Source organism: Allosalinactinospora lopnorensis (assembly GCF_000981225.1).
GTDB lineage: Bacteria > Actinomycetota > Actinomycetes > Streptosporangiales > Streptosporangiaceae > Allosalinactinospora > Allosalinactinospora lopnorensis.
In genome coordinates, this window is the sequence record NZ_LAJC01000069.1 from 12,702 (window position 1) to 33,319 (window position 20,618).

Annotated in this window: 20 protein-coding genes; 9 read left to right on the forward strand and 11 right to left on the reverse strand. The window is 70.4% G+C overall.

Annotated features, from left to right (window positions below):
- Positions 1 to 47: 47 nt before the first annotated feature.
- The 6 genes from VS93_RS20990 to VS93_RS21015 all read right to left on the reverse strand — a co-directional run bounded on the left by VS93_RS20990 (position 48) and on the right by VS93_RS21015 (position 6,536).
- Positions 48 to 1,385, reverse strand: coding sequence for a pectate lyase family protein (locus VS93_RS20990; protein WP_046471608.1), 1,338 nt, complete (start codon positions 1,383 to 1,385; stop codon positions 48 to 50).
- 431 nt (positions 1,386 to 1,816) lie between these two features.
- Positions 1,817 to 2,944 carry a branched-chain amino acid ABC transporter permease gene (locus VS93_RS20995; RefSeq protein ID WP_236700647.1) on the reverse strand — a complete coding sequence of 376 codons (1,128 nt, stop codon included), beginning with the start codon at positions 2,942 to 2,944 and terminating at the stop codon, positions 1,817 to 1,819.
- On the reverse strand, positions 2,941 to 3,801 hold the full coding sequence (locus tag VS93_RS21000; protein WP_046471609.1) for a branched-chain amino acid ABC transporter permease: 861 nt from the start codon (positions 3,799 to 3,801) through the stop codon (positions 2,941 to 2,943). Before VS93_RS21000 ends, VS93_RS20995 begins: the two co-directional genes overlap by 4 nt.
- Before the next feature lie 67 nt (positions 3,802 to 3,868).
- Complete coding sequence (locus tag VS93_RS21005; protein ID WP_236700648.1) at positions 3,869 to 4,597, reverse strand: ABC transporter ATP-binding protein; 729 nt, start codon at positions 4,595 to 4,597, stop codon at positions 3,869 to 3,871.
- On the reverse strand, positions 4,594 to 5,352 hold the full coding sequence (locus VS93_RS32635) for an ABC transporter ATP-binding protein (RefSeq protein ID WP_046471610.1): 759 nt from the start codon (positions 5,350 to 5,352) through the stop codon (positions 4,594 to 4,596). The genes VS93_RS21005 and VS93_RS32635 overlap by 4 nt, the downstream gene beginning before the upstream one ends.
- Positions 5,353 to 5,354: 2 nt before the next feature.
- Positions 5,355 to 6,536, reverse strand: a complete 1,182-nt coding sequence (locus VS93_RS21015) for an ABC transporter substrate-binding protein (protein ID WP_046471611.1) — start codon at positions 6,534 to 6,536, stop codon at positions 5,355 to 5,357.
- Between the two features lie 467 nt (positions 6,537 to 7,003).
- Here VS93_RS21015 and VS93_RS32005 point away from each other — a divergent pair, with 467 nt between their 5' ends.
- The 4 genes from VS93_RS32005 (at position 7,004) to VS93_RS21030 (ending at position 9,736) form a co-directional block, all read left to right on the forward strand.
- Positions 7,004 to 7,405: a hypothetical protein gene (locus VS93_RS32005; protein ID WP_236700649.1), complete on the forward strand. Its 402-nt coding sequence runs from the start codon at positions 7,004 to 7,006 to the stop codon at positions 7,403 to 7,405.
- Positions 7,318 to 8,001, forward strand: a complete 684-nt coding sequence (locus VS93_RS21020; RefSeq protein ID WP_236700653.1) for an LCP family protein — start codon at positions 7,318 to 7,320, stop codon at positions 7,999 to 8,001. The genes VS93_RS32005 and VS93_RS21020 overlap by 88 nt, the downstream gene beginning before the upstream one ends.
- Positions 8,002 to 8,150: 149 nt before the next feature.
- Complete coding sequence (locus VS93_RS21025) at positions 8,151 to 9,101, forward strand: ring-cleaving dioxygenase (RefSeq protein WP_046471627.1); 951 nt, start codon at positions 8,151 to 8,153, stop codon at positions 9,099 to 9,101.
- Between the two features lie 2 nt (positions 9,102 to 9,103).
- On the forward strand, positions 9,104 to 9,736 hold the full coding sequence (locus tag VS93_RS21030) for an alpha/beta hydrolase (RefSeq protein WP_046471612.1): 633 nt from the start codon (positions 9,104 to 9,106) through the stop codon (positions 9,734 to 9,736).
- 43 nt (positions 9,737 to 9,779) lie between these two features.
- On the opposite strand, the gene VS93_RS32010 is transcribed toward VS93_RS21030, so the two are convergent.
- Genes VS93_RS32010 through VS93_RS21040 form a run of 3 tightly spaced genes read right to left on the reverse strand, consistent with a single transcriptional unit; the run spans position 9,780 to position 12,453 of the window.
- On the reverse strand, positions 9,780 to 10,838 hold the full coding sequence (locus tag VS93_RS32010; RefSeq protein ID WP_236700650.1) for a GMC oxidoreductase: 1,059 nt from the start codon (positions 10,836 to 10,838) through the stop codon (positions 9,780 to 9,782).
- Positions 10,829 to 11,554, reverse strand: a complete 726-nt coding sequence (locus VS93_RS32015; protein ID WP_236700651.1) for an NAD(P)-binding protein — start codon at positions 11,552 to 11,554, stop codon at positions 10,829 to 10,831. Before VS93_RS32015 ends, VS93_RS32010 begins: the two co-directional genes overlap by 10 nt.
- Positions 11,554 to 12,453 (reverse strand): hypothetical protein, encoded by a 900-nt coding sequence (locus VS93_RS21040; RefSeq protein ID WP_046471613.1) that lies wholly within the window; start codon positions 12,451 to 12,453, stop codon positions 11,554 to 11,556. The genes VS93_RS32015 and VS93_RS21040 overlap by 1 nt, the downstream gene beginning before the upstream one ends.
- 228 nt (positions 12,454 to 12,681) lie before the next feature.
- On the opposite strand from VS93_RS21040, the gene VS93_RS21045 reads away from it, so the two are divergent.
- Positions 12,682 to 13,470 (forward strand): GntR family transcriptional regulator, encoded by a 789-nt coding sequence (locus tag VS93_RS21045; protein WP_046471614.1) that lies wholly within the window; start codon positions 12,682 to 12,684, stop codon positions 13,468 to 13,470.
- Between the two features lie 160 nt (positions 13,471 to 13,630).
- Here VS93_RS21045 and VS93_RS21050 read toward each other — a convergent pair whose 3' ends face one another.
- Complete coding sequence (locus tag VS93_RS21050) at positions 13,631 to 14,482, reverse strand: urea carboxylase-associated family protein (protein WP_046471615.1); 852 nt, start codon at positions 14,480 to 14,482, stop codon at positions 13,631 to 13,633.
- 197 nt (positions 14,483 to 14,679) lie between these two features.
- Here VS93_RS21050 and VS93_RS21055 point away from each other — a divergent pair, with 197 nt between their 5' ends.
- Together VS93_RS21055 and VS93_RS21060 are read left to right on the forward strand one after the other, a co-directional pair.
- Entirely contained in the window at positions 14,680 to 15,219 is a 540-nt protein-coding gene (locus VS93_RS21055; RefSeq protein WP_046471616.1) for an NUDIX hydrolase family protein, read from the forward strand.
- A gap of 135 nt (positions 15,220 to 15,354) precedes the next feature.
- Positions 15,355 to 16,260 (forward strand): sucrase ferredoxin, encoded by a 906-nt coding sequence (locus VS93_RS21060; protein ID WP_046471617.1) that lies wholly within the window; start codon positions 15,355 to 15,357, stop codon positions 16,258 to 16,260.
- 42 nt (positions 16,261 to 16,302) lie between these two features.
- Here the strand turns inward: VS93_RS21060 and VS93_RS21065 are convergent, their stop codons facing one another.
- Complete coding sequence (locus VS93_RS21065; protein ID WP_046471618.1) at positions 16,303 to 17,169, reverse strand: RpnC/YadD family protein; 867 nt, start codon at positions 17,167 to 17,169, stop codon at positions 16,303 to 16,305.
- Positions 17,170 to 17,395: 226 nt separating this feature from the next.
- On the opposite strand from VS93_RS21065, the gene VS93_RS21070 reads away from it, so the two are divergent.
- Both VS93_RS21070 and VS93_RS21075 read left to right on the forward strand, forming a co-directional pair.
- Entirely contained in the window at positions 17,396 to 18,178 is a 783-nt protein-coding gene (locus tag VS93_RS21070; protein ID WP_236700652.1) for an HAD family hydrolase, read from the forward strand.
- Entirely contained in the window at positions 18,175 to 20,562 is a 2,388-nt protein-coding gene (locus VS93_RS21075; protein WP_046471628.1) for a glycoside hydrolase family 65 protein, read from the forward strand. The genes VS93_RS21070 and VS93_RS21075 overlap by 4 nt, the downstream gene beginning before the upstream one ends.
- Positions 20,563 to 20,618 lie beyond the last annotated feature (56 nt).

A 20,618-nucleotide genomic window follows, 5' to 3' on the forward strand; every position in this document is an offset into this window, starting at 1 on the left:
CCGCTCGGCGCGCGGCGGCACCCCCGAACCGCTGTCTTACTGACCGCTCAGAGGTTGCCGGTGCCGGCGTGCGCGCCGACCCGACCCGGAACGCTCTGCGTGGGGTGGACGCGGTCGTGGAGGGTCGGCTCCCAGCCCACGGTGTCGCCGAGCTGCTCGTCGGCGACCGCGTTGTACTCCTCCAGCATGCTCACCCGGTGGTGCGGGCTGCGCCCGTTGAGGAGGCTTCCGGACTCCTGCATCTCCTCGCCCCTCCAGTCCCGGACGACTTTGGGGACGTCGGCGTCGTTCTCGATGTCGAAGTAGTTGTTCTCCGCGTAGAGCTGGGACTCGTAGCCCACCCCCCAGGAGTAGCTGAACTGCTTCTCACCCTCGGGGTTGTCCGGTATGACGTAGTGGTTGTTGTAGACGTGCACCTGTCCCCAGCGCACCCGCGGCGCCCGCTGCAGGACGTTCTCCCATCGGTTGTGGTGCAGGGTGACCCGGAGCTCGCCCACGTCGTAGGTGGGGGAGTCGGTGCTGCCGATCAGCATCGTCTTGTCGTGCTCGCTGAAGTCGTTGTAGGAGACGGTGACCAGGTCGGCGCCGTGGGTGATGTCCAGCAGCCCGTCGTGCACCTGGTACTCGCGGCCGTGGTACTCGGGCAGCTCGCTGTCCGGCATGCCCTTGTCGCTGAACTCGTTGTGGTCGATCCACACATTCTCGGCGCGGCGCACCGACATGTTGTCGAACTCGGAGTTCCAGTTGCCCTCGGAGCCGTCGGTGGGATCCCATTGCGGCCAGCAGTCGTGGGCGTTCTCGAAGCCGATGTTGCGGACGATGACGTTGTCCGCGCCGTCGATCAGGATGTTGCCGCCGAGCACGCGGGCGTCGTCACCCAGGCCGATGAGGGTGGTGTTGGAGTTCAGGTGCAGCTGGATCTGCTCCTGCTGGTTGCGCATCGAGCGGACCCGGGCCTCCTCCAGCGGACCGGAGGGCTCCTCCTCCATGCCCCAGTTCTCCGGTGAGTAGGTGTCCAGGTAGGCGTCGAAGTCGAACTCCGAGTCCTGGTAGTCCGAGCAGCCCAGCTCGTCGCCGTCGGCGTCGACGTGGGCGTTCAGGGCGCCGTCGATCGCGATGATCCTGGGAGTGTCGTCGCCGCGCGGTCCGACCGCCTCGCGCAGCTCCTCCCAGGTGCCGACCACGTGCACCTGGTCCGCCTCGGCAGCGGAGCCTCCGGTGGTGCCGTCGCCGTGGGCCGCCCAGCCGTCGCGGTCCCCGAGGACGGCCCTGGCCAGCCGTTCGTCCCCGGGGGCGAGCTCGTCCGCGTTCGCGGACACCTGCGTGGCAGCCAGCAGGGTGAGCGGCACCGCGACGGCGATGCCGAGTCCGATCGTTTTTCGCATTGTTTCTCCTGATTGCGGACCGACCGGTCCCGAACGGCCGTTTCGGGGGTGGTCCTTCTGGGGGTAAGGAGTAGGGGAAAGCGCTTACCGTGACGATAGTCACAGCCCTCCCGGCTGTCAACGCTCATGCGGGCGCGGTGCGCCCCGAGGAGCAGCCCGGTCCTCTTCGCGCACCGCCGGAGGCTGGAGCCGTCCGCAGGGTCGTGACCACGGTCATCACCGGGGCGTTGCCACGTTGATTCGATTGATTCGGTGGCACAGCGTGTTCGGGTGGCGGGTCGAAGGAAAGGACGGTGTCGCCGTCGCCGATTCGGGCAGTGGCGGTGCTCCCGGTGGCCTCTCACCGGACCACGAAGCGGTCGGCCCACCTTCCGGTACCCGCCGGCGGAGAGTCGTTGCCGGCACCGCAGGTCACGAAGTCGCGCTGGGTGTTAGGGCCGGCCGTTCGCCGGCGGGAGGCCCGCCTTCCCGGGGTCTCGCCCGGCTGTGTCCAGTGGAGTGCGGGGCGGCGCAGACCACCGCCGGACGATCCGGTCGCGGAGGGCGGGCACGACGCCGTGCGGGAGGAACAGCAGGATGAGGATGAGCAGCAGCCCGTACACGGCATAGCTCAGTACGGCCGGCGCGTAGTCGGGCATCCCGCCGGCGGTGCCGAGCATCCCGAGGTAGGAGACGATGAGCTTGACCGCGGTGGTCCCGAACAGCGCCCCCCAGATCGAGCCCATGCCGCCCACGGCCGCCATGACGACGAAGGTGATCGACATCGACACGGGGAACATCCCGGGGGAGAGGAAACCCACGTAGTAGGCCCATACGCTGCCGGCCAGCCCGGCGAAGGCCGCCGAGAGGGCGAATACGGTGAGCTTGTAGCGCCCGACCGGGATACCCGCGGACTCCGCGGCGGTCTCGCTGGTGGCCAGGGCGCGCAGCGCGCGGCCGGGCCGCGAGGTGATGACGTTGTGCGAGACCAGCACCACCACGGCGAGCACCCCCCAGCTGACGAAGGCGATGCTCCGGTGGTCGGCGAGATCGATTCCCCCCACGCTGAACCCCGGAATGCCCATGAGCCCGACGTTGCCGCCGAGTGTGTCGGACTGCTGCACGACCACCAGGAAGATCAGGTGCACGGCGATCGTGGCGAAGGCCAGGTGGTGCCCGTGCAGCCGTAGCAGGGGGACACCGAGCAGCAGCGCGACGAGCCCGGCGGCCACCGGGGCGGCGAGCAGCCCGACCAGTGGCGGGACGTCGTTGAGCACCAGAACCGCCGCGGTGTAGCCGCCGATCGCGAAGAACACCGCCTGGCCGAGGGAGACCTGGCCGGCGAACCCCATCAGCAGCGAGATGCCCACCACCACGCAGGCGCTCAGCGCGATGTCGATGTAGAGGGCGAGCCCCCCGCGGTCCAGCACCAGGGGCAGCAGCAGAGTCGCGAGCGCGGTGGCCGCGATGCCCCCGAGAACAGGGGAAGGAAGGCCCGTTCGCGGGCGGGCGTAGGCGGCGTGCGGTTCCGCCGGACCGCGCCGTGCCTGCCGCGCGCCGTGCCGTGCCGAGATGCTCACACCGCCTCCTTGTGCAGGGTCGGACGCCGCGCGGACTGCCAGATCATGATCGCGATCAGGAACACCAGGGCCCCCACCGTTCCGTAGGAGGCGTCGCCGTAGGCCCGGATCATCACCTCGGTGATGCCCAGCAGCACCCCGCCCGCCAGCGCCATCATCGGCCGGGTGAGCCCACCGAAGATCGCCGCGGCGAAGCCTCCGACGATCAGGCTCACGTCGGAGTCGAAGGAGATGGGCCGCAACGGTGCGACCAGTACTCCGGCGACGCCGCCGAGCACACCGCCGAGAGCGAAGGCGATGAAGGCCATGCGGGTCACGTCGATCCCCACCACCCGGGCGGCGTAGGGGTTGGAGGCGCAGGCCGTCAGCGCCTTGCCGAGGTAGGTGCGGGCGAAGAACAGCCACAGCAGGACGAAAACGACTGCGGTGACCGCGATCACCAGGAGGTACTGGCGCTGGACCGGGACGCCCAGCAGGGCGGCCCGGCCGTCGAGGCCTGGCAGGGATCTGGGCTGGTCGCCCCACACGAGGACCTCGATCGCATAGGCGAGGAAACCGACGGCCAGGGTGACCAGCAAGGCGGTCAGCGGCTGGGTGCCGCGCCTGCCGACGGCGACGACCCCGGTGGCGAGACCGGCGAACCCGCCGACGAGCACCGCCATGAGCTCGGCGACACCGTGCCAGATCCCCAGGGCGACGAACGAGGTCGCGCTGAGCGCGGCGACGACGGCGAACATGCCCTGGGCGAAGTTGACGACGCCGGTGATCCGGTACACCGCGACCAGCCCGCTGCCCACCAGGGCGAACCCGCAGCCGATCGCGATCCCGTTGACCAGGAACATCAGGAACTGTGTCATGTGGCTCCCTTGGCTTCGCCGCCGGACGCGGGCCGCGGGAGAGGAGCGGTGCGGGGCCGGTTCCCGATCACGGCTCCTCCCCGGTGCCGCCGCCGAGGTAGGCGCGGGCCACCTCGTTGCTGCGCGCCAGCTCCTCGCAGGCTCCCGAGACGACCATGCGCCCGGCCTCCAGCACATAGGCGCGGGAACACAGGTCGAACGCGAGTCGGGCGTTCTGCTCGATGAGCAGCACCGCCGTGCCGCGTTCGGCGTTGAGCGCCCGCAGGTGCGCGGCGAGACCGGTCACGACCTTGGGGGCGAGCCCGAGCGAGAGCTCGTCGACGGCGATGACGTCGGGCCGGGCCATGAGTGCCCGGCCGATCGCCACCATCTGCTGCTGGCCGCCTGACAACGCCGCCGCCTTGCGGCGGGCGAGCCCGCGCAGCTCGGGCAGCACCGCATAGACCGGTGCCGGGTCGCGGTCGGAGCGTCCCCAGGCGCCGATGAGCAGGTTGTCCTCGACCGACAGCTCTCCGAAGAGCTGGCGGCCCTCGGGGACGTGGGCGAGCCGACCCCTGATCCGGATCGTGCCCGAGGCGGGTCGGACGATGCCGGAGAGCGCGTTGACCAGGGTGGATTTTCCGGCCCCGTTCGGCCCCACCAGCGCGACCGCCTCACCGGGCCCGACCGAGAATGAGACCCCCTGCAGCGCGGTGGCGGCGCCGTAACGCACCACGAGGTCGGCGACCTCGATCACGCTCTCCCCGTGCGGTCCGCCGGGCCCGCTGTCCACGGCGGTCTCCGGCACGTTGCTCACGGTTCCTCCGATCCCAGGTAGGCGGTGATCACCTTGGGATCGGAGCGCACGTCGTCGGGGGCGCCGGCGGCGATCACCCGGCCGAGGTCCATGACCGTGACCCGGTCGGCGAGCCGGGACACGAACGCGACGTCGTGTTCGATCAGCATGGTGGTGACCCCGGTCGACTTCAGCTCCTCGATGACCCGGGCCAGCCGCTCCCGCTCCTGGGCACGCAGGCCGGACGCCGGTTCGTCCAGGAGCAGCAGGCGCGGGTCGGCGCAGACCGCCCGGGCCACCTGCATGGCGCGCTGCTGGCCCAGCGGTAGTGACTCGGCGTCGCTGTCGGCCCACTCCAGCAGGCCCACCCGGTCCAGGGCCTCCTCAGCGAGGGCCCGGATGGTGCGCTCGGCCGCGAAGTGCGACGGGAGCCGCAGGACCGCCGAGGGAAAGCCGGAGCGGGCGCGTAGGTGGGCCCCCACCATGACGTTCTCCCGCACCGTCATGTGCCTGAAGATGCGGGCGGACTGGAAGACGATGGACACGCCTCGCTTGGCCCGCCGGTGCGGGGGGAGCCGGTCGATCCGGTCGCCCGCCAGCTCCACGCGCCCTCTCTCCGGCGGCAGATGCCCACTGATCAGGTTGAACAGCGTGGATTTGCCGGCGCCGTTCGGGCCGATGACGCCCCGGGTCTCGCCGTCCGCGACATCGAGGGCGACGTCGCGGACGGCGTAGACACCGCCGAAGGACCGGGTCAGTCCCGCCACGTGCAGCATGGCTACTCTTCTCCGTAGGTCTCGCCGAACCGCTCCGTGGACCAGTCGGTGGGGACGAACTCGCCGTCCTCGACGACGTTGACGGAGATGGCGTCCCCGGTCAGGCCGGCGTGGTCGGTCTCGCTGTAGTCGAAGGTGCCGTTGGGGGTGGTGAGGGTGAGGTTCTCCAGGGCGTCGCGGATATCGGCCCGCTCGGTGCTGCCGGCCTCCTCGATGGCCGCGGCGAGCAGCATGACCGCGGTGTAGCCGTCCTGGGCGAACTGCGGCGGCGCGTAGCCGTGCTCGGCCTCGAAGACCTCTGTCATCTCGCGGATGACGTCCTGCTGCTCTCCCTCGGGCAGGTGCTCGCCGACCACTCCGATGGAGCTGAGCACGGTCACCCCTTCGGCGCTGTCGCCCGCGGGGTCGGTCCACAGGTGGCTGGCCTGCGAGCCGGTCATCACGAGGGGTGCTTCTATGTCCGCGCCGGCGTACTGCTCGGCGATGGTGATCCCGGGCGGACCGCTGGCCCAGACGATCGTGGCGTCCGGCCCGACTGACTCGATCTCGGCGAGGATGTGGCCGAAGTCGGTGGTCTCCTGCTCGAACGCCTCCTCCACGACCAGGTCGACCCCGTGCTCGTCGGCGCCTTCCACCATGGCCTCGTAGCCCGCCTCCCCGTAGGCGGTCTCGGAGTAGGTGACGGCGACCTCGTCCATACCCTCGTCGCTGAGGTAGTGCAGGGCCCGCTCGGCATAGGTCCCGGCGATGGCCGGCACCACGAACACGTGGTCGCGCACCGGGGCGACCTGCTCGTCGGCGGGTGTGGGGGAGATGTAGGGCACCTGCTCCCGCTCCACGTGTTCCAGCACGGCCATGGCGCTGTTGGATGAGGCGGAGCCGATGACGGCGACCGGTTCGTCGTTCATGATCTCGTTGAACGCCAGGATTCCCTGGTCCGGGTTGCTCTCGTCGTTCTGGGTGATCAGTTCGATCGGGCGGCCGAGCACGCCGCCGTCGGTGTTGATCTCGTCGACGGCGGCCTCGACGGCTTTCTGGTTGTCTTCGCCGAGGTTGGAGAAGGCGCCGGTCAGCGGGGTGATGTAGCCGACGGGGATCGAGTCGTCGTCGCCGGCCGATCCTTCGCAGGCGGTCATCGCGACGACGAGGGTGAGACTGGCGAGCAGAGGCGTCGACCTGCGCACAGTGTTCTCCTCATTGGGGAGGTGGGCAGAGGCGTGCGGCGCGGTGCCGGCGGTCGCGCCCGCTGGGACGCCCCCGAGGGGCGGGGCGAGCGGCGGGAAACGTGTGGCGTGGGTCACTGCGGTCGGGTGGTGTACGCGAACTTATGCATTTTTGCGACCATAGTCAATATCTTGCCCAACATTGGTCCGCCTGATACTCCGCGGAGGCAAACGGCGCCGGACCGGGGCGCGTAACGCCGGCGCGCAAGCTGACTGACCTGCGAACACGGTGATCCGGGGAGGAGGCGGCCGACCGTGTGGCCGGACCCGGGGGAGGAGGGGACACTGGATGTCTCCGCCGAGGAGCAGGTCTGCCTCCCCGCCACTGCCGCCTCGGGGGCAGGGGCGCGGAGTCCCGGCATGTGCGGGGGCCCCGGGGAAGGGGAAGGGAGACCTCAAGAGCACATCGGACCCAGCGGGAACCCACCATGGTCGAACGGCGCGGAACACGCCGACGAGTCGTGCTGCGGGCCCTCATGGCGCTCACTGTGCTGATAGCCGGGATCACCGGTGCGGTCTCCTGGCGGCTGAGCGTCTACGACCGCGGCATCGAACGGATGACCGAGGCGATGCCGGAGGAGACCGGACGCCCGCACGAGGACCCGGGGGAGAACTGGCTGCTCGTCGGCTCCGACATGCGGGGGGAGCCGACCGGCGGAAAACGGGCTCCCGGCGAGGCGCACGCCGATGCGTCATGCTGCTCCACGTACCCGAGAGCGGGCGGAACGCCTACGTCATCTCAATTCCGCGGGACTCCTACGTGCCGATCCCCGGCCATGACGACGACAAGATCAGCACCGCCTTCGCGAAGGGCGGGCCGCGGCTACTGATGCAGACCGTGGAGCAGCTGACCGATATCCGCCTCGACCATGTCGCCGTGCTCGACTTCAGCGGGTTCAAGCGCATGACCGACGTCCTGGGGGGTGTCCGGGTGCGGGTGAGTGAGGACATCGTCGATCCGAGCAACGGCTGGTCCTGGTCCGCGGGAGAGCACGACATGGACGGTGAGGAGGCGCTGCGGTTCGTCCGCGAGCGCAAAGGTCTGCCCGGCGGCGATGTCGACCGGGGCAGGCGCCAGCAGGCGTTCATCAGGGCCATGGCCGAAAAGGCGACGAGTGAGGGTGTGCTGGAGGACCCGGTGCGGTTGGACGGGTTCCTGCGGAGCGCGAGCGAGTCGATGGCCGTGGACGACGACGTGAGTATGGGAACTCTGCGCGGTCTGGCCCAGCGCCTCTCCGAAGTCGGCCCGGAGCGGATCACGTTCGCGAGCCTGCCCGTCGCCGCCACCGACTGGGTCGGGCCCCAGAACGTCGTCCGGCTGGACGAGAACCGGGTCGAGGAGCTGTTCGACGCGCTGCGCGGCGGCGAGCTCGGCGACCACCTCTCCGAGCAGGAGCTTGAGAACGACGTCGACGAGGTGAACTGAGGGGCCGGCCGCCTGCGCGGCCGGTCCGGGGCACGCCGCTCGCCTTGCGTACGGGCCTTCGACAGCACGCGGAATTTAGTTCATAATTCAACTGTTTTCCGTGGTGGAAACGATGTCGAGCGATGACGAACCAGAGAAGGTGACCGATGATGGACGTGCGGCCGGCGGGCATCCACCATGTGACGGCGATCGCCGCCGATCCGCAGGCGAACGCCGACTTCTACCTCAACGCCTTGGGCATGAGGATGGTCAAGCGGACCGTCAACTTCGATGCCCCGGACACCTACCACTTCTACTACGGTGACCGCGCGGGCAACCCCGGAACGATCATGACCTTCTTCCCCTGGCCCGGCGCCCCCAAGGGCCGGCTCGGGGCGGGGCAGGCCACCACCACCTCGTTCTCGATCCCCGAAGGGTCCATCGGCTGGTGGCAGGAACACCTGTCCGGACTCGGGGTGGAAACGAGCCGCCCGGCCGAGCGGATCGAGGAGGACGTGCTCACCCTGCGCGACCCCGATGGTCTGGTCATCGAGCTCGTCGCCAGCGCGGATCCGCACGGCACCGAACCGTGGGACGGCGGATACGTTCCCGTCGAGCACGCGATCCGCGGCATCCGCGCCGTCACGCTCAGCGAGCACGACTACGAGCGCACCGCGAGCATGCTCGCCGGCAGGCTCGGCTTCGAGCTGACGGCCGAACAGGGCAACCGCTACCGCTTCCACACCCACGGAGACGCCGCCGGAGTAGGCACCGTTGTGGACGTGCTCGCCGACCGTGCGCTGCCGTCCGGCCTGGTCGCCGCGGGCACCGTGCACCACGTCGCCTACCGGGCGCCCGACCGGCAGGCGCAGGCGGACTGGCGGCAGCGCCTGGTCGACGAGGGCGTCGGCGTGACCGAGATCCGCGACCGCTGCTACTTCACCTCGATCTACTTCCGCGAGCCCGGCGGAGTACTGCTGGAGATCGCCACCGACGGTCCCGGCTTCGACTACGACGAGCCGTTGCTGGACCTCGGCCGCGCCTTGAAGCTGCCGCCGTGGCTGGAGCCCAACCGCGCCCAGATCGAACGCGCCCTGCCCGCCGTTCAGACGGGAGTCTGAGTATGGATTTCCAGCACGTGTTCCATCCCGCCTCCACACCGGGGGCACCCACCCTCCTGCTGCTGCACGGCACCGGCGCGGACGAGCACGACCTTCTCGGGCTCGGCCGCGTACTGGCACCGGGCGCGGCCCTGCTCTCGCCGCGCGGCAGGGTCAGCGAGAACGGCGCCAACCGGTGGTTCCGGCGACTGCGCGAGGGCGTCTTCGACGTCGACGACGTCATCGAGCGCACCCACGAGCTCGCCGGATTCGTCGAGGCCGCGGTCGAGAAGTACCGCCTGGACACCGAGCGGCTGATCGCGGTCGGCTTCTCCAACGGCGCGAACATCGCGGCCGCCACACTGCTCCTCCGCCCTGAGCTGCTGCGCGGCGCCGTGCTGTTCGCCGCTGCCGCTCCGTTGCAGGACCGAGAGCCCGAGCGGGTGGACCTGTCGGAGACCTCGGTGTTCATAGGGGCGGGAGCCATGGACATGATCACCCCGATAGACCAGGCGCACCTGCTGGCCACCCAGCTCACCGAGCGCGGCGCGGACGTCGAGTTCCGGGAGCACCCCGGCGGCCACGCTCTTCCGCCCGCGCTGCTCGACGGAGCCAAGGGATGGCTCTCCGACCTGACGGTCGGGGAGCGCGGCTGACACGAGCGGCGGCCGGGCGGTGCGTACGCACCGCCCGGCCCGTTCAGGGCCCGAGCTCGAGGACCCGCTCGGTGATCCGGTCATCGGTGGAGACCACCGGGGCCTCCGAGACCACCCATGGGGCGCCCTCGAAGTAGCGCTGGAAGATCTTCTCGGCGGTCCGGGTGGCGACCGCCTGTGCGGTCAGGGTCGGGTTGGGCCCCCCGAGCGAGTTGGCCAGAGCGGAGTTGTCCGCGATGAACAGCCGCCGCACCCAGCGCGCCTCCGCTTCGGGAGTGAGCACCGAGTCGTCCTCGGAGGCGCCCATACGCATGCTCGATTGCACGTGCAGCAAGAGCGGTGCCCAGTCGATCCGGTAGATCCGCTTCGCGCCCGCGCCGCGCAGGATCTCGGCGGCCTTCCCGGCGAGGAAGTCGCGGTTGGCCGTGGTGCGCGCGGTGCGCTGCCGGCGCGGAAAGGTGACCTTGGCGACCGGTCCGTGCTCGTCGGCCGGGAATGCCGACAGGGTGACGCGGTTCTCGGCCTGCACGTCGTCGTCGGAGATGACCAGGATGTTGAGGAGCCGGTCGATCCCCTCGCCCATGAACTCCTTCAGTTCGGGTCCCACGAGCCGCCCCGCGGAGCCGTCCCAGGCGCCGGTGGGACCGCGCCCGTTGGTGTACTCACCGCGGATGCCGCTCTCCGACAGCAGCATGGAGAACGCCTGAAGGCCCGGCGTAAGGCCCACGTTCTCCAGTCCTCCGTACCCCGGGAAGTCCGCGCGCGCCGAGGAGGCGGCGCCTTTGCTGTTGCCGGTGTCGGAGTCGAAGGAGCCGATCACCCAGTCGAAGGCGTGGTCGGTGTAGCCGCGCCCCACCCAGCCGTTGGGATCGGGCAGGCCGCTGTTCAGCCACAGCCGCGGGTTCTCGGTGCAGCCGCCGGCCAGCACCACGACGGCGGCGTCCTCGCGCCGCGTCTCACTGCTGCCGCCGTCCCGCCAGGTCACGCCGGTGGCCACCTGCTCCCCGCCGCGCTCCTCGGTGTGGATCCGCGTGACGAAGGCACTCGTGATGAGGGTGGCCGCCTTGCCTCCGTCGGCCCAGGCGTCAGCGGTCAGCGCCATCGGGACGTAGCTGTTGTCCGTGGAGCGCCGGGCGAACAGGTTGCGCGGCGCGTTGATCGGCTGCCGGCAGCCTGGTAGCAGTGCCCGCAGAAAGTGCAGCCGCTGGCCTTCGGGTGCACCAGCAGGTCGGGGTCTGTGGTGCGGCCCGCGTTGCCTCCCGGCTGCAGGATCGCGTTCTCCTGCGGGCGGAAGGAGGCGCGGGTCGTGGTCTTGGTGGTCTGCACCGGCAGGCCCACCGACTCGCACCCGCGGAAGAACGTGTCCTCCTTGGTGCCCATCGCGGCCGTCTGCACCGGAAGCGTCGCCTCCACCCACTCGTAGTAGGGGATCAGCTCGCGGTATCCGAAAGGGAAGGAGTGGCCGGTGTCGTAGGCGGCGGCGTCCTCGCCTTCGTAGTCGTCGAACACCCCGGGCATGGCCCGCGGCGAGTTACCGAAGTAGTGCTGGGTGGTGCCGCCCACCCCGGCCAGCTGCCAGAGGAACGAGTTCTGCGGGGTCTCCCGGTACCAGGCGGCGCGGGCGCGCTCAGCGGGGCCGAACCGCAGGAAGCCGGTGAGCGGGTTGTTTGCGTCGTTGTCGAAGGGCGTCCACTCCTCACGGGGGTCGCCGTGCCGCGGACCCGCTTCGAGCAGGAGCACGTCCAGGCCGCGCCCGGCCAGCTCGGCCGCCACGACCGGGCCGCCGCCACCGGCGCCCACTACGATGACGTCCCGCATCAGTCGCTCACCTCCGTCCGGTCCTCGTAGTAGCCCAGGAAGTCGTCCCAACCGTCGTTGGGACCGGTGGTGTCGGGTTTGTAGCCGGTGAGCTCCCAGCCGATGGGGCGCTCGGTGAGCTCCCTGCTCTCCGGGTCGAGGACGGCCTGCTCGGAGTAGGCGCCGAACCCGGGGAACTCCAGCAGCGCTCCCGCCACGAACCGCAGCAGCCCGGAGACCGACGACCGCCACGGCTGCGGGAACTCGGCGTGCAGGGTCTCGACCAGGTCGGCGTCGCTCTCCTCCAGCCGCTCGAACACCCGCGCCTTGTCCTCGAAGGACAGGCGGGCGAACGGGGAGCCGAGCCCGCCGGTCACAGACCGCGGTTCGACCGTGGTGGCCAGCAGGTTGAGCAGGAGCGCGATCGCCAGCGACAGGGGAACCGTGGAGTCGTTCTCCAGGATGCGCCGCAGCGCGTCGTCCAGCGCCGACACCTCGGTCAGGGGAAGTTCGCCGAGCTCACCGGGGAGTTCGATACCGAGGTCGTCGACCCCGGTGGCCACGGCGGCGGCGATCGGTTGGGCGATCCGGTCGGGGAACGGGACGAAGTTGTCCAGCGCCTCGATCATGAAGTCGGTCGCCCGCATCTCGATCGCGCCCGCCTCTTCGCGGGGGGTGCCCTGGGCCTTGGAGTAGGCGTCCGGTCCCGGCACCACGAACACGGACAGGCCGTTGAGCGTGTCGCGGGCGAACTCGGCGAGGGCGGGGCGGAGCAGCTCCACGACATCGGACACCGGATCCCTGGGGAGGGAGGCGGCGTGCGCGGGGACGTGTGCGAGGGCGCCGGCGCTCACCGCTGCGCCTAGCACGCCCGCACGGGCCAGGAAGGCCCGCCGCGCCAAGGGGACGGTGGTGATCATGTTCGGGGGATTCGCTTTCTTGTCGAGCGGCCGTGAAAGGGGGGCACGCCGCTAACGGGTGGCCGCCATTCGAGCACGAGTGATCACATGTCGTCCACAGGTGCATCCGCCCCTTTTCGCGTTCCGGCGGCGCCGGCGGGCCGGGTGCGCCCCCGGTCGTCTCTACATCATCAGGTTGTCTTGACGTATGTACTTAACGACCTCCTGAGTAATTGGTATGGTCCTCGTGTGACGACCCGGCCGAGCCCCGAAACGGAACCCCGAGCCACCTGGAACCCGGCATCCGAGATCGTGGTGGACTCCTCGACCCCGGTACCCCTGTACTTCCAGGTCGCCAGCCAGATGGAGGCCGCGATCGACTCCGGAGCGCTGCCCCCGGGGGTGCGGCTGGTCAACGAGGTACAACTCGCCGAGCACATCGGGCTGTCGCGGCCCACGGTGCGCCAGGCGATCCAGACCCTGGTCGACAAAGGGCTGGTCGTGCGCAAGCGCGGGGTCGGAAGCCAGGTCGTGCACAACAAGGTCAAGCGCTCGCTGGAGCTGACCAGCCTGCACGACGACCTGCTCGCGATCGACCAGCGGCCCACGACCCGCGTGCTGAAAAGCGCGGTCGAGCCCGCCTCGGCGGCTGTGACACGCGCCCTCGACATCTCCGAAAGCACTCGTGTCTGGCATCTGGAGCGGGTGCGGTTCGCGCGGGGCGAGCCCATCGCGCGGATGCGCAACTATCTGCCCGCCGACCTCATGGAGATCCCCGACGAGTCCGTCCTCGCCGCCCACGGCCTCTACCAGCTCCTGCGCGGAGCCGGGGTGCGGCCGCAGGCCGCCGGCCAGAACATCGGAGCGCGATCCGCGGCCCGCGCTGAGGCCGAACTGCTCAACGAGGCCGAGGGCGCTCCGCTGCTCACCATGGAGCGCACCGCTTTCGACGTCGAAGGGCGGGCCGTCGAGTACGGCACCCACCTGTACCGCGCCTCGCGCTACTCCTTCGACCTTTCGCTGCACGTTCCCGGGTAGCACGGGACCGCCGCGGCGGCGCGCCGGCCGCCCCGATCGCCGTGGAGGTGCTCTCCGGCAGCCTCGACGCCCTGCCGCCGCACCTCGCCGCCCGGCGGGCCCACGACGCGGCGGTGCGGATTCTGGACCGGGCGTCCTCCGCCCAGCGGTGCCCCGCGCGTCAGCGGTCGCCGCCGGACCACTCCGGGCGGTGCAGACCATGCAGGCCCGCGTAGTCGGCGCGGGCCGGAGGAGACCAGCCCTCCAGTAGCTCCGCCGCGGGGCGGTAGACCTCCACCGCGAGCGGCCGGCAGACCTCCAGCGGCTCCCGTGCGTCCGGGCCCCACAGGTCGACGGACAGGTCGCCGCCCGGGCACGTCGACATCGCCATCAGCAGGTCGAGCTCGGCGAAGAACTCGATGTAGTCGCCGGGCCGTGCGGGACAGGCCTTCATGAAGTAGCGGTCCTCGTCGTTCAGGCCGGTGCACTGGAAGACGTTCAGCACATCGTGCACGTCGAACTCGGTGAGGCCGTAGGGCAGTACCGCGCGGGTGAGGTTGGAATGGCAGTGGAAGTCGAAGTCCTCGCCGGCGAGCAGCCGGTTGACGTAGGGGTCGCAGCGGGTGCCGAGCAGGTCGTGCACCCGGCCTCCCTCGCCGTCGGCCCCGTACCAGGACAGGGAGTCCGCCGTGATGGTGACCAGGGGCCGTAGGAAGGGCAGCGTAGACCACAGCCGGTCGAACACGGTGACATGCGCGGCCTGCATCTGCCGGGTGCGCGCGGCCCACATCCGCTCGCGCGGGTCGTGCCGGCTCCAGATGTTCAGGTCACCCACCTGGGGCCCTTCCGGGGCGACGATGCGGCACAGGTGGCCGGCGGGGACCTCCCATGCCCTGCCGGAGCGGACGGGGACGGTGAACCCGTGCACCCGCTCGCGGCGGCCGGTCGCCGAGGCCAGCCGCGAGTAGAGGTCGCGGTCCACCTCCAGCGCGCTGCCCGGCCCGGGGCGGTATGCCGGTGGCGGTGTTCCCATGCTCAACTGCTCCCCGTTCCGTCGTCCGACGTCGTGGCCGGACCCATTGTGCCGGTGGCGGCACGGGAGCACGACATGGCAGGGCCCCGGCCGCGGCCCGCCGAACGCGCCCGCCACGCCTGTTCCGCGGTCGCCGGCACGGGATCGGCGGGAGGGCAGGACCATCCAGCGGCGGCCGATGCGATAGAACGGCACTCATGACCGAAACGACTGATGGCAGCACACCTGGATGGTTCTCCACCACGGAGTTGGACACGATACGCGGCCGACTGCCGATCCTCTACATCAACGCCGTGCCGGTGCGGGTCGACGACTCCGGCACGGTGACGCACGTGGGCCTGCTGCTGGGGGTCGGCCCGGACGGCACCATCAGTCGCGCCGTGGTGTCGGGCCGGGTGCTCTACCACGAGCGCATACGTGATGCACTGCTGCGCCACCTGGAGAAGGACCTCGGCCCCATGGCGCTGCCGCGCGTTCCCGCCTCGTTGCAACCGTTCACCATCGCCGAGTACTTCCCCACCCCGGGGACCACCCCCTTCCACGATCCCCGCCAGCACGCGGTGTCGATGGCCTACGTCGTTCCGGTCGCCGGTGACTGCGAGCCCCGCCAAGACGCGCTCGACCTCGTGTGGTTCACACCGGAGGAGGCGGCCGGTTCCGGCGTCCAGCAGGAGATGACCGGCGGCCAGGACGTGCTGCTGCGGCAGGCCCTGGCGCACGTCGGGCGGCTGCCCTGAGCGATCCGCCCCGGTCATGACCCCTTGTACTCCGTATGCCAGGATCGGTGTCGCCGTCCGGACCGCGCGGAGCCGGGCCGGAGCGGCACCGAAACCCTTTCCAGGACACAGGCCCTGCGACGGTTTGGAGGGGACGTGCGGCTACCCACCGCGCCGGACGGGAACCGGGGGTGCGCGGCCCTGGGGCGCTACCACGGCGAATCCCACGCCGGCACGGCGAGCCGGACCGCGGGATGGCTCCTCATCGAGCATCCGGGGCCGTGGCGGCACCCGGCCCTGAGCAGCGACGGACTGGATCCGCGGGTGGTGGCCGAAATCGAGGCCCGCATCGGCGCGCGGCCCATCCGCCCCCAGCTCATCAAGAGAACCCGGGGAAACGGCGCCGGGGGAGCGCGCACGGCCTACTTCGTGCGGTCCGCCCGGGAGGGCGCCTGGACCCGCAGGGTGGAGTTCCGCTCACTGGAGGAATTGCTGGCCCACGACACCACCGCTGTGGAGCGGCCCGAGCCCCCGGACTTCGGCACCCCGGTGGAGCACCCGCTGTACCTGGTGTGCACGCACGCGAAGAAGGACCCGTGCTGCGCGCTCTCCGGCCGGCCCGTCGCCGCCGCGCTGGGACGCAGCCACCCCCACGTCTGGGAGACCACGCATCTCGGCGGAGACCGGTTCGCGGCCAACCTCGTCGCGCTGCCGCAGGGGATCTACTTCGGCCGACTCACCCCGGACACCGCGGAAGCGGTCGTGCGCGACTTCGAGTCCGGCCTCCTCGACGCCGAGCACCTCAGGGGCCGGTGCACCGACACGCCGCACGTCCAGGCTGCCGAAGCCGCGGTGCGCAGGCACCTCGGCCTGTACGCCGCCGACGCGCTGGAACCGCGCTCGGAGCGGCGCACGCCCCAGGGCTACGAGGTCGTCTTCCGCCATCGGGAACGGAAGCTCACCGCCGCCCTCACCGAGACCGAGGGACCGGCGTTCGTCACCACCTGCTCGGCGGCCGAACCGAGCACCTCGGTCCGGTACCGGGTGACGGCCATCGGCTGAAGCCCAGGGGGCGGCCCTGCGGTGCCGTCTACATCCTCACTGTCAGTCGAAGAGGCCGTCGACGGTTCCGGTGGTGACGGCGCGGCGGAGCCATTCGTCGAGCTGGGCCAGGTCGGTGCAGGAGGTGATGCGTTCGCGGGTTTCATCGGGCACCTGGAAACCGCGCGTGACGAGGACGGTGATGATGTCGTTGGCCTTTCCTTCGGCCTTTCCTTCGGCCTTCCCCCTGTCGACGTAGCGCTGGGTGAACTCACTCATGTACTCGAAGGTCTCGGCCGCCATCAGCTCCTCCATATACTTCCGGGCAGCTCCAGAGAGCAGCGTGAGGACATACTCAGTGTAGAGACGCGCCTGCGCATGGTCGATCTCCGCTAGACCGGTGCACAGCGCGTCGATCACCTCGGTCTTGCTCACGCTGCCATGGGTCAGTGTAGAGAGCACCGCCAGTTCCGGGCTCTGAGCGGCCTGGCCGGGGTCGGTGATCACCGGGACCGCGTCGGGGCCGATCACCAGCGGCCTCAGCGACCAGTCGGGGTGCCCGATATCGATGGGGTTGGCGCACCACCTGGCCACCGCCGGGTCGGGGCAGATCACCAGCAGCACGGCCGGGCAGCCCACACGGGCGTGCAGGGTGGTCAGGTACACCGGCCAGCTTTGGCGTTTCCCGTGGTCGCGCTTGCGCTGGACCTCGACGATGATGGACATCACCGCCTCGTCGGTGCGCAGCGTGACCACGGCGTCGGCGCGGAGCTCGGTGGGCCGCACGTCGCCGAAATCGCCGCATGCCAGGGAAGCCCGCGTGTGCGCGGGAACGTCGAGACCGAAGACTTCTCCCAGCAGGTCAGGCGCGAGCTTCGGCTGGTTCTGGAAGAGCTTGATGAGGATCTCGTGCTCGGGGGTCGGAGGCATAGCGGGATATTACCGATGGTCGCGTATCAGTAGTGCAGAGTTACGAAACACTGGACGTCTCCGGACTCCGGCCGCCGTGTCCCGGACGTCCGCGGACCGGGAAGCGGGATCCCGGGCCGGGAAACGCGCTGGAGGGCCCCGTCCAGAGTCACGCGGGACCGCAGCGGGTAGGAGGGAACTGGAACGCTCGGACACGGGCGTTCCATTGCCGGGGACCGTACCCGCGATGGAACATCACCTGGGGGACGTGATGATCGCCGTCTCGGAGCTCGACGGGGTCGTCTTCGACACCGACGGGGTGATAACCGATACCGCGAGCGTGCACGCCGCGGCGTGGAAGCGCGCGTTCGACGCGCTCCTGGCGGAGCAGGGCGCCCGCATGGGGGAGCGGTTCCGGCCCTTCGACGCCCGTGACGACTATCTGCGCTACGTCGACGGCCGCCCGCGCGACGACGGTGTCCGCGCCTTCCTCGCCTCCCGGGGGATCGTGCTGCCCGAGGAGGCCTCCGACGCGGACGAGGGAGCACCGACCGTCGCCGGTGTGGGGGAGCGCAAGAACCGCGACTTCCTGGAGCAGTTGCGCGAGCACGGGGTCACCCCGTTCGAGTCCACAGTGGCGCTGATACGCGGGCTGCGGCGGCGCGGTGTTGCGGTCGCGGCGGTGTCGGCGAGCCGGAACTGCGAGGCCGTGCTGAGGGCGGCCGGGGTCAGCGACCTCTTCGATGTGCGCGTCGACGGTGTGGACTCCGCCCGGCTGGGCCTGGTCGGAAAACCGGCACCCGACCTCTTCCTGGAGGCGGCGCGGCGCCTCGGCGCCGAACCGGACCGCTGCGCCGTGGTCGAGGATGCGCTCGCCGGTGTCGAGGCGGGCCGCAGAGGCGGCTTCGCCCTCGTTGTCGGCGTGGACCGCGCGGGGCAGGCCGCCGACCTCTACCGGCACGGCGCCGATGTGGTCGTCACCGATCTGGCCGAACTGGAATGGGCGACACCGGAAGGGAGCACCCCGTGAGCCGCTGGTTGCTCAGCTACGGCGACAGCGATCTCGAAACCGTGGAGGAGGGGCGCCGCGAAGCCTTGTGCACGCTGGGCAACGGCCGCTTCGCGACGCGCGGTGCCGCCCCTGAGGTGTCCGCTGACGGTGTCCGCTACCCGGGCACCTACATCGCCGGCTGTTACAACCGCCTCACCTCGGTGATCGACGGTCGCGAGATCGACAACGAGGACATGGTGAATGTGCCGGACTGGCTGCCGTTCACCTTCCGCATAGGCGAGGGCCCCTGGTTCGAGGGCGCCGCCGGCGAGATCCGCGAGCAGCACTGGGAACTGGACATGCGCCGTGGAGTGCTCACCCGGCTGCTCAAGGTGCGCGACCCCGAGGGTAGGGAGACGCGGCTGGCCCAAAGGCGCTTCGTCTCGATGGAGGCTCCTGCCCTGGCCGCCCTGGAGACCACGATCGTCCCGCTCAACTGGAGCGGGCGGGTCACGGTGCGCTCCGCTCTGGACGGGCGGCTGACCAACTGCGGGGTCCCGCGCTACCGCGACCTCGAGGGCAGGCACCTGCGCCCGCTGGCCACCGGAGCCGACGAACCCGATACCGCCTGGCTGCACACCGAGACGGTCACTTCGGGGATCCGGATCTCGGTGGCCGCCCGGACCACCGGGGACCGGCCGCACGACGACTCCTTCGTCCAGGCCGCCGACGACGCCTGGATCGGCCACGATCTGCACTGCGAGGTCGAGGAGGGCGAACAGACCACGTTCTGCAAGGTGGTGTCCCTGCGCACCTCGCGCGACCACGCCATCGAGGAGCCCCTGGGGGCCGCTCGGCGCGACGTGGCCGGGGCCGGCGATTTCGACACGCTGCTGGAACGCCACGAGCTGGCCTGGAGCCAGCTGTGGCGGCGGTGCGCGATCGACGTGGACGACGAGGACACGCAGCGCGTTCTGAACCTGCACATGTTCCACATCATGCAGACACTGTCGCCGCACACGGCCGACCTGGACGTCGGCGTGCCGGCCCGGGGGCTGCACGGCGAGGCCTACCGCGGCCACGTCTTCTGGGACGAGCTGTTCATCTTCCCGTTCTTGAACATGAACTTCCCGGAGACCGCCCGGGCCCTCCTGCGGTACCGGTGGCGGCGGCTGCCCGCGGCCCGCGAGGCCGCCGCCGAGGCGGGCTACCCCGGGGCGATGTTCCCCTGGCAGAGCGGCAGCGACGGCCGGGAGGAGACGCAGCACATCCACCTGAACCCGCGCTCCGGACACTGGATCGAGGACCGATCGCACCGGCAGCGCCACGTGGGCATCGCCATCGCCTACAACGCCTGGCACCACTACCAGTACACCGATGACCAGGAGTTCCTGGCCGAATACGGCGCCGAACTGATCCTGGAGATCGCCCGATTCCTGGCCGGGATCGCCAGCTACAACAAGGCGCTGGACCGCTACGAGATCCGCGGGGTCATGGGGCCCGACGAGTACCACGACGGCTACGTCGACCGGAAGGAACCGGGGCTCGACAACAACGCCTACACCAACGTGATGACGGCGTGGGTGCTCCAACGTGCGCTCGAGACGCTCGCGCTGCTGCCCGACCGCCGCCGGCGGGAGCTCGAGGAGCGGCTGGGGCTGAGCCGGGTCGAGATCGACCGGTTCGAGGATGTGAGCCGCCGGCTGCGGGTGCCCTTCCACGACGGGGTGATCAGCCAGTTCGACGGCTACGAGTCGCTCGCGGAACTGGACTGGGAGAGCTACCGCGAGGCCTACGGGGACATCCGGCGGCTCGACCGCATCCTCGAGGCCGAGGCCGACACCTGCAACCGCTACAAGGCGTCCAAACAGGCCGACGTCCTGATGCTGTTCTTCCTGCTGCAGTCGGACGAACTCACCGAGATCCTGAACCACCTCGGCTACGACTGCGATCCGGAGCAGCTGATCCCGCGCACCGTCGACTACTACCTGGAGCGCACGTCGCACGGCTCGACGCTCAGTTCGGTGGTGCACTCCTGGGTGCTGTCGCGAACCGACCGCGCGTCGTCCTGGCAGTTCTTCGTGCACGCCCTGCGCTCCGACATCGACGACCTCCAGGGCGGCACCACGGCGGAGGGCATTCACATCGGCGCCATGGCCGGAACCGTCGACCTCCTGACCCGCTGCTACGCGGGCCTGGAGACGGAGGCGGGCACCCTCCGGCTCCGGCCCCGGCTGCCGGAGGAGATCGAGCGGCTCACCTTCACGCTGCGGTACCACGGCCACTGGGACGTCCTGGTCAACGTCGTTCCCGGACAGGTCAGCGTGGAACTGCCGCACGGGCTGGGACCGCCCATCCGGGTGGAGATCGAGGGCGAGACGGAGGTCGTCCTCCCCGGAGCGGCGTGCCACCTGGCGTGGTAGCCGTACCGCTTCCCGCGGGCGCGGGAAGCGGTCGTGCCGTGCGCGGCGCCGCGCAC